Raw genomic sequence first — 8,976 nt, 5'->3', positions numbered from 1 at the left:
GATGCCGATGATCGCGACGACGATCATCAGCTCGATCAGGGTGAAACCCTTCTGCAGCTTTTTCATGAGATTGGACTCCTTCACGGTGGGTGCAACGGACATTCCGTCGAGTCCACACTATCAATTTTCGTGCCAGGCCGGAAACGGCCAAAAAGCAGCGATTCCGGGAGCCCATGACGCCGCGTGCTGCCAATTGTCGGCAGGCGGATGACGAAAAATGTCACACTTTCGCCCGAAAAAGCAGCTATTGAGGGCGGATTTAACGAACCAATCGGCCGCCGGCCGGCAAGGGGGTGGCTGCCGAGCAGCCGCACGGCCGGCCGCCTACTTGACGCAGACGGCGCGCACCTGCTTGAGATCGGTGATCCCCGCCAGAACCTTCTCGATGCCGTCCATCTTCAAGGTCCGCATGCCTTCGTTGAGCGCCGTCGCGAGCAGTTCGGCGGCGCGCGCGCGCTCCTGGATCTGCTGCTTGATGCGGTCGCTGCCGGCGAGCAGTTCGTGCAGGCCGACACGCCCCTTGTAGCCGCTGCCCGCGCAGACCTCGCAACCGCGCGCGCGATGAAGTGTGAAGCGGCCATCGCGCGCATGCTGCGCCAGCCACTCCTGCTGCACGCGCTCGCTCGCGGCCCGCGGATCGGCCTGCCAGGCACTGGTGTTCGCCAGTTCGGCGCAGTACTCGTCGAGCAGGCTCGCGATCTCCCCCACCGGCGGCTCGTACGGCTCGCGACACGCCGGGCAGAGACGCCGGGCGAGACGCTGCGCCAGGATGCCGAGCAGCGCATCGGCGAAGTTGAACGGGTCCATCCCCATGTCGAGCAGGCGATTGATCGATTCCGGCGCGCTGTTGGTGTGCAGCGTCGCCAGGACCAGATGGCCGGTCAGTGACGCCTCGATGCCGATGGCGACGGTTTCGCGGTCGCGCATCTCGCCGACCATGATGACATCCGGGTCGGCACGCAGAAAGGCGCGCATCACCGTTGCGAAATCGAGTCCCGCCTTCTTGTTGACCTGTACCTGGCGCAGGCCCTTCTGGGTGATCTCGACCGGATCCTCGGCGGTCCAGATCTTGGTCTCCGGCCGGTTCAGGTGGTTGAGGATCGAATGCAGCGTCGTCGTCTTGCCCGATCCGGTCGGCCCGCAGACGAAGAAGAGGCCGTAGGGCTTGGCGATCAGGCTCCTGAGCCGCTCGAGGTTGTGCGGCGTCACGCCGAGCTGGTCGATCGGGATCGGTTCGCCGGCACTGAGGATGCGCAGGACGACGTCCTCGAGTCCGCCGGCGGTGGGCACCGTCGCCACGCGCAGTTCGATGTCGAGCGGTCCCCAGCGCCGGAAGCGGATCTTGCCGTCCTGCGGCCGGCGCTTCTCGGAGATGTCGAGGTCGGCCATGATCTTCAGGCGCGTCACCAGCGCGCCGCGGTAGGCCGCCGGAATCTCGATGTAGGGCGACAGCGCGCCGTCGCGGCGGAAGCGGACGACGGTCTTTTCCTTGCCCGGACGCGGTTCGATATGGATGTCGGAAGCGCCCTTCTGGTGTGCCTCGACGATGATGCGGTTCACCAGGCGGACGAGTTCGTTGTCGGCGGCGGCGCTGAGTGCCTCGGCGCCACTCTCGGCGGCGTCGAGGACCGCATCATCGTCGAGGCCCGACAGCATGTCGCCGACCGAGTCGACCTCGACCGCGGCGGCGAAGAACTGCCCGACGAGTTGCTCGAACTCCTGGCGCGTGCTGACGCGGTACACGATCCGTCTCTTCGGGAAGACGTTGTTTGCCATGCGCGAGGCGCGAACGCGCTCCGGATCACAGGCGATGACGACGACCCCTTCCTGCGTCTCATCGACCGGCAGCCACTGGTTGGCCTCGACGTAATCCCGCTTCAGGTTGCGCAACAACTCGGTCGGCCGCAAGCGGTCCGGCCTGAACGGCTCATAGGGCACGCCGCAGAACTTCGCCAGCGCGCTGCCGATCGCCGCCAACGGCACCTGGAAATCGGCGGTCAGCACCTGCTCGAGGTCGAGCTGCTTGCGGCGTGCCGCTTTCTGCGCCAGATCGAGTTCGGCAGCCGAGAGGACCGCGTCACTGACCAGCGCGTCGTACCTCGTCTTCGGTATCGCTGGCGGCGGATTGCGTCGCTGCGCGAAGGCGACGGCGAGCGTCTGCGCCAGCGCCTGGACGCCCTCGTCGGCGACCGCCGGAAACGGGGTGTCCGAGCGATTGTTGATCAATTGCACGACGCCGAGCAGTTCGCCCGTCTGCGCGTTGCTGATCGGTGCCACCAGCATCTGCTTCGAGCGGTAACCGGTGCGCTCGTCGACCGCCTTCAGGAAACCCAGCCGCGGGCTGTGTTTCGCCAACTCGTCCTGGTCGTAGACGTCGCGCAGGTTGAGCGACCGGCCGGATACGGCAACGTAGCCGGCGACGCTCTGCTCGGAAATCGGCAGACGGATGTCCTTGTGCGTGTTGAGGCCCGTCTTGACTTTCGAGACGATGCTGTGGCGATCGTCGCTGACGAGGTAGATCGTCAACCGGTCGGCGTGGAAGAGCTCGCAGATGTCTTCCGACATCTCGAGAATGATCTCGTCGATGTTGCTCGCGCCGTGGATCCGGTTGGTGACGCGCTGCAGGTTCTTGAAGAAGCTCAGGCGTCGACTCATGTCGCCGAGGTTGCCGTCGATGGGCCAGTTCACTGCCGACATGTCGCCTAGAACTCGAAGACCTGGTTGTTGTGGAGCATCTGTGGCTTGTGCTCACCCGCGTCGGACTCGATCTCGGCCATCGTCAGTTCGATCTGGCTCGGCTTCAGATGGCTGACGAAGACTCCGACCCTGGCCGACAGATTCTGCAATTCGGCCGCGAGCAGGCGCGGACAGAGGTGCCTGGACATCTCGGCCAGCCGCTGCTCGCGATTCGGAAAGGCGGTTTCGATCAGCAGGTAGCGCAGGTTGGCGATCTGGTTGACCAGCGGCCAGAACGCCGGGTTGACGGTCGTGTCGCCGGTGAAGACGAGGCTGCCGGCTCCAGAATCGAGCTGATAGCCGACAGCGGGCACGGTGTGCCGGGCCGGCAGAGCGGTGATCGTCCGCGCTCCGAGTCGAACCGACTCGCCGACCGCCAGCGGGCTGTATTGCATTGCCGGCCGCTCCTCGCTCGGGATCGCACTGAAGTCGGGCCAGATCTCCCAGTTGAAGATGTGCCGGCCGATGATGTCGAGGGTCTCGGGAATCGCGTGCACGATCACCGGCTCGGTCCGCAGATCGGCAACCGAATCGATCAGCAAGGGCAACGAGCCGATGTGATCGAGGTGGGAGTGGGTCAGGAAGACATGGTCGATGCGCGCCAGTTCCGCCAGCGGCAGGTGGGTCACGCCCGTACCGGCGTCGATCAGGATGTCGTCGTCGACGAGGATCGCCGTCGTTCCCAGATGGCGCCCGCCGATGCCGCCGCTGCAACCCAGGATTCTGACTTTCATGCTTCCTCCCACGGCCGGCAACTGCGGCCTTCATGCCGACTTCTCGCCGACCGCGCTGCAGGCATTTCTCCAACCCGCCGTGAGAGGACGCGATCGGCCATCAGGTCTTGAGGATGAACTCCATCTTCACTCCGGCAATCTCGATCAGATCGCGGTCTTCCAGGCGCCGCGCTGACGAATCGATCGGTTGCCCGTTCAACAGCGGGAACACCGTGCCTTCGACATGACTGAGGAAGTAGCCCTGCGGGCGCCTGGCGATCACCGCCACCTGCCCCTGGCGGCCGAGTGAAGTCAGGGTCTTGGTCAGTTGCAACTGATGCCCGGCGTTGCTGCCGCTGAGCAGGCGGATGTTCGCGTTCGGCAGGTTCGCCGTCTCGGCGCCAGTCAGCGAGGTTGCCGCCGACGCCGTGACGCCGCTCGTCGCGATGCCGGAAACGGACTCGAAACGGAATGGCGCCGACCGCTCGGCCTCAGCCTCTTCCACCGGCGAGACGGCTTCGGCGAGATACTTCATCTTGTACTTGCCCAGTTCGATGACGTCGCCGTCCTTGAGGAAGTGCTTGCGCACCGACTGCCCATTGACCAATGTGCCATTGGTGCTGTTGAGATCCTCGAGAAAGGAATCGTTGAGTATGGTCACGACCGCGGCATGCTCGCCGCTGATCGCCATGTTGTCGATCTGGATGTCGTTGTGCGCCTTGCGGCCGATGCTCATGCGCTCCTTGCGCAGCTGGATTTCCTTGAGAACCAGACCATCCATGCTCAGTATCAGCTTTGCCATCGCCTTCCCCGTCTTCAAACATGCCACGACCAGAATCTCGACCAGCCCCCGGCAGCGGCTGGAAACTCGCGCAGAACCCTGATCAGCACCACCGAGACGTTGTCCTCGCCGCCATTGTCGTTGGCCATCTGCACCAGGTGGTTCGCCAGCACTTCGAGGTTGTCCCCGAGGGTCAGCAGCACCTGCCGGATGTCGGCCTCTTCGACCATGTCGTAGAGGCCGTCCGAGCAGAGAAGATAAAGGTCACCTGGCCTGACTTGGTGCACATGAATCTCGACATCGACCTCGGCATCGACGCCGACGGCGCGCGTCACGAGGTTCCGGTTCGTCGAAAAGCGCGCCTCTTCGGGCGTGATCAGTCCGCTGTCGATCTGCTCCTGCAGCAGCGAGTGGTCGCGCGTCAGGGCGACGAACTCGTCGCCGCGCAGGCGATACAGGCGCGAGTCTCCGACATGGGCGACGATCACCTGATCATCGCAGAACACGCTGGCCACCAGCGTGGTACCCATGCCGCCAAAGCGCTCCTCGTCCTCGGCAGCGCGATAGATCGCCGAGTTGACGGCCTCGATCTGTTCGATCAGGCAGCGGACGCCGAACGGCTGCCCGGTCGAGCTCTCGATGCGGTGGGCTGCGGTACTGGAAAAAGCAGCGTTCAGGCCCTTGGCGAGCAGCGTCGTCGCCATTCGGCTCGCCACTTCACCCGCATTGTAGCCTCCCATCCCATCGGCGAGGATCGCCAGACCGTGCCTCGCGTCGGCAAGTACCGAATCCTCGTTCTGCCCGCGCACCAGACCGGTGTCGCTGCGCTCGACGATTTGCAGGGCGGGGGAGAGTCTGTTCGTCACCTGCGTCCCCGACAAGCCGTCAAGGAGGCTGGCCGCCGGACGAGCCGACATCGGCGGTCCAGCAGAGGCCTGCCCGGCGGCCCGGCGACGGCCGGCCATGTGTCCACACTATCCGCCATAAGGCAACTCGACCCCGACACCACGCGCACGCGCCATCTCGACGAGCCGTGCCGCCACCGCCAGATCCTGGATGGCGAGGCCCTGCGACTCGAAAAGCGTGATCGCTTCGGCTGTGGAACGTCCGGGCTGCAAGCCACAGATCACGTCGCCCAGTTCCACCAGTTCGCGCGCCTGCAGGCGCCCCTTCTCGAGCAGGGGCAGGAGATCGCCCGCCTCGCGCAGTGCGGTTTCGACGCTGTCGACGACGATCGGCGAACAGCGCCTGACGACGTCCTCAGCCACTTCCTGCCGGATCAGCGAGTTCGAGCCGGCGGCGTTGATGTGGGTCCCCGGCGCCAGCCATGCGGCATCGAAGAGGGGAGTCGCCGCGGTCGTCACGGTACTGACGATATCACTGCCGCGCACCACCTCTTCGGGCGAAGCCGCCGCGCTCACCTCGATATCGAGGCGTTGCGAAAGCCTGGCGCAGAAAGCCTGCAGGCGATCGGCCCGGCGCGCGAACACCTTGACGCGCTGCAACGGGCGGGCCGCAGCGATCGCCTCGATATGCCCTTCGGCCTGCCAACCGGCGCCAAAGACTCCCGCCACACGGGCATCGGGCCGCGCCAGCCAACGAGTCGCCACACCCGAAGCGGCCGCAGTGCGGACCATACCCAGCCGGTCGGCCTCGAGCACGGCCAGCAAGCGGCCACTCGAGGCCTGGTAGAGATGGACCAGGAAGCGAATACCGGAGCGGTTGCTCGTGTAGGCCTTGTAGCCGATGACGTCGAGTTGTGGCAGCGCCCCCTGCAGAACATGCAGCGTCGTCTGCGGCAACCGCGTGCGCTGCCGTGGCACATCGTGCGCCTGTCGCAGCGACAGCGCACGATGCGCGGCTTCCACCTCCGCCAGCGCCAGCGGCATGGTCAGCATTCCCGTAACGTCCTGTTCACTCAGAAACAGCGCCATGTCTTCCTCGCTCCCGACCCGCAGTCGATCGCTCTTGACGCCCCGCCGCCAGCCAGCAGGAACCCATCCCGGATTTTACTTGTAAACTGCCAGCGGCAAAGGCAGACAAGAAGGGCAGACCGCAGCCTGCCCCCTTCTTGCGGAACCATCAAGCCCCTGGTGCGCTAGATCATCGCCTTGATCAGCTTGCCCATCTCGGACGGATCGCGCGTGACCTTGAAGCCACACTCTTCCATGATCGCCAGCTTCGCATCGGCGGTATCCGCGCCGCCGGAAATCAGCGCGCCGGCGTGACCCATGCGCTTGCCGGCAGGGGCAGTGACGCCAGCGATGAAACCGACGATCGGCTTCTTCATGTTGGCCTTGCACCACTGCGCCGCGTCCGCCTCGTCGGGACCGCCGATCTCACCGATCATGATCACCGCGTCGGTATCCGGATCGTCGTTGAACAGGCGCATGATGTCGATGTGCTTGAGACCATTGATCGGGTCGCCACCGGTGCCGACTGCCGATGACTGGCCGAGGCCGATTTCGGTCAACTGGCCGACGGCCTCGTAGGTCAGCGTTCCCGAGCGCGAGACGACGCCGATGCGGCCCTTGCGGTGGATGTGACCGGGCATGATGCCGATCTTGACTTCATCCGGCGTGATCAGGCCGGGACAGTTCGGACCGAGCAGCAACGTCTTCTTGCCGCCGGCGGCTTCCTTGCGCAACATCTTGTTGCGCACGACGAGCATGTCGCGAACGGGAATCCCCTCGGTGATGCAGACGACGAGGTCGAGGTCGGCCTCGACCGCTTCCCAGATCGCCGCCGCAGCTCCCGGTGGCGGCACGTAGATCACCGAGACGGTGGCACCGCTCTGGGCCGCGGCTTCCTTCACCGAAGCGTAGATCGGGATGCCGAAAATGCTCTCGCCGGCCTTCTTGGGGTTCACCCCGGCGACGAAGCAGTTCTTGCCGTTGGCGTATTCCTGGCATTTCTCGGTGTGGAACTGGCCCGTCTTGCCGGTGATACCCTGGGTGATGATCTTGGTGTCCTTGTTGATCAGAATCGACATGTTGGGCTCCTTAACTGACCGCAGCAACGATCTTGGTGGCGGCGTCGGCCATGGAATCGGCAGTGATGATCGGCAGGCCGGATTCGCCGAGGATCTTCTTGCCGATATCTTCGTTGGTTCCCTTCATGCGCACGACCAGCGGTACCGCAAGATGGGTTTCCCGGGCTGCAGCGACGACGCCAGTGGCAATCGTGTCGCAGCGCATGATGCCACCGAAGATGTTCACGAGGATGCCCTTCACCTTCGGGTTCTTGAGCATGATCTTGAACGCCTCGGTGACCTTCTCGGTCGTCGCACCGCCGCCGACGTCGAGGAAGTTGGCGGGCTCGGCGCCGAACAGCTTGATCGTGTCCATCGTCGCCATCGCCAGACCGGCGCCATTCACCAGGCAGCCGATGTTGCCGTCGAGCGAGATGTACGACAGGTCGTGCTTCGAGGCCTCGAGTTCGTCCGGGTCCTCCTCGTCGAGGTCACGGAAGGCCATGATTTCCGGCTGCCGGTAGAGCGAGTTCGAATCGAAGTTGAACTTGGCGTCGATCGCCTTGATGTTGCCGTTGCCTTCGAGGATCAGCGGATTGATTTCGGCCAGTGAGGCATCCGTTTCCATGTAGCAGCGATACAGGCCCTGCAACGTCGCCACCGCCTGCGCCACCGATTCGGCGGGAACGCCGATGCCGACCGCGAGTTCAGTCGCCTGCGCGTCACTGAGCCCATCGACCGGGTCGATGAAAACCTTGAGGATCTTCTCCGGGGTGTCGTGCGCCACCTTTTCGATGTCCATCCCCCCTTCGGAAGAAGCCATCATCGCCACCTTCTGCGTCGTGCGGTCGGTCAGCGCAGCGACGTAATACTCCTTGCGAATGTCGGCGCCCTCTTCGATCAGCAAGCGACGCACCTTTTGCCCCGCCGGGCCGGTCTGGTGGGTGACGAGCTGCATGCCGAGGATCTGGCTGGCGTATTGACGAACTTCATCGAGCGACTTCGCCACCTTGACGCCACCGCCCTTGCCGCGGCCACCCGCATGGATCTGGGCCTTGACCACCCAGACCTTGCCTCCGAGGGATTCCGCTGCCTTGACCGCATCATCGACGGTTGGACAGAACACCCCGCGCGGAACGACGACGCCGAATTTCTTCAGGAGTTCCTTGCCCTGATATTCGTGAATTTTCATGCGCTTTCCTTGCTTGAGTTAAGGTTGCGAAACGTAATGAACCACGGGCAGGAGGCCCTACCCAGGCTTCTGGCCGCGGTACCAGCGCGGGTAATAGCGCTGTACTGCGTCTGAATGCGACTCCAGAGCGTGACACCGATCGAGCTGATAGGGCTTGTGGGCACTATCGTCGCTATCCGGTACGTCGCTGGCAAAGGTTTGCAGCGCAGCCGTCGGCAGGAACATCAGCAGTTCGCTGAGATGTGAGCACCCGCGCGTGCTGCGAAAGAGCTGCCTGACCGCCGTCCGGAAGCCATGAAACAGGTTCAGCCCGACCAGCTGCGCATAGTCGGGGGTGATGCGGTCGCAGTAGCCCACGTAAGGCATGCCATCGGTGCAGGCCGCGGCATCGCGGATGGTCATCTGCTGATCGATCGTCACCCGCACCGACATGTCGTGCACCGGCTCGCCGCGCCTGCGCAACCCCGACGAAAGCGGGTAATCCTGGTCCTTGACGTCGATCAGACGAGCCTCGATGTCCCAGCAACCATCGTCGCGGCGGTAGCCTTCGAGCTGGACGCTGCGAACGTGCTTGCGAGTCCGT

At 64.3% G+C, this 8,976-nt stretch carries 9 protein-coding genes; all 9 read right to left on the bottom strand.

From position 1 onward, the window contains the following. Positions 1-66: prepilin-type N-terminal cleavage/methylation domain-containing protein (locus tag NFW30_RS17515; protein ID WP_295372393.1), on the bottom strand; the 66-nt coding region annotated here is incomplete at its 3' end. A gap of 258 nt (positions 67-324) precedes the next feature. Further along, positions 325-2,697, bottom strand: a complete 2,373-nt coding sequence (locus NFW30_RS17510) for a GspE/PulE family protein (protein WP_295352085.1) — start codon at positions 2,695-2,697, stop codon at positions 325-327. A gap of 5 nt (positions 2,698-2,702) precedes the next feature. Then, positions 2,703-3,470: a 3',5'-cyclic-nucleotide phosphodiesterase gene (locus NFW30_RS17505; protein ID WP_295352082.1), complete on the bottom strand. Its 768-nt coding sequence runs from the start codon at positions 3,468-3,470 to the stop codon at positions 2,703-2,705. 100 nt (positions 3,471-3,570) lie between these two features. After that, the gene (locus NFW30_RS17500) at positions 3,571-4,251 is read right to left on the bottom strand and encodes an FHA domain-containing protein (protein ID WP_295352079.1); all 681 of its coding nucleotides are present in this window, start codon (positions 4,249-4,251) and stop codon (positions 3,571-3,573) included. 14 nt (positions 4,252-4,265) lie between these two features. Continuing rightward, positions 4,266-5,066 carry a Stp1/IreP family PP2C-type Ser/Thr phosphatase gene (locus tag NFW30_RS17495; RefSeq protein WP_295352136.1) on the bottom strand — a complete coding sequence of 267 codons (801 nt, stop codon included), beginning with the start codon at positions 5,064-5,066 and terminating at the stop codon, positions 4,266-4,268. Between the two features lie 138 nt (positions 5,067-5,204). Next, the gene (locus NFW30_RS17490; protein WP_295352076.1) at positions 5,205-6,164 is read right to left on the bottom strand and encodes an ornithine cyclodeaminase family protein; all 960 of its coding nucleotides are present in this window, start codon (positions 6,162-6,164) and stop codon (positions 5,205-5,207) included. Positions 6,165-6,328: 164 nt separating this feature from the next. Then, the gene (gene sucD / locus NFW30_RS17485; RefSeq protein ID WP_295352073.1) at positions 6,329-7,222 is read right to left on the bottom strand and encodes a succinate--CoA ligase subunit alpha; all 894 of its coding nucleotides are present in this window, start codon (positions 7,220-7,222) and stop codon (positions 6,329-6,331) included. Positions 7,223-7,232: 10 nt separating this feature from the next. Continuing rightward, positions 7,233-8,393 (bottom strand): ADP-forming succinate--CoA ligase subunit beta, encoded by a 1,161-nt coding sequence (gene sucC / locus NFW30_RS17480; protein ID WP_295352071.1) that lies wholly within the window; start codon positions 8,391-8,393, stop codon positions 7,233-7,235. Between the two features lie 57 nt (positions 8,394-8,450). After that, on the bottom strand, positions 8,451-8,976 hold a 526-nt coding region (locus NFW30_RS17475), incomplete at its 5' end, for a DUF2889 domain-containing protein (protein WP_295372389.1).

This window comes from Accumulibacter sp., from assembly GCF_023806635.1.
Lineage (GTDB): Bacteria > Pseudomonadota > Gammaproteobacteria > Burkholderiales > Rhodocyclaceae > Accumulibacter.
The sequence above is the reverse complement of the archived record's forward strand: the minus strand, read 5'-3'. Positions and strand labels throughout refer to the sequence as shown.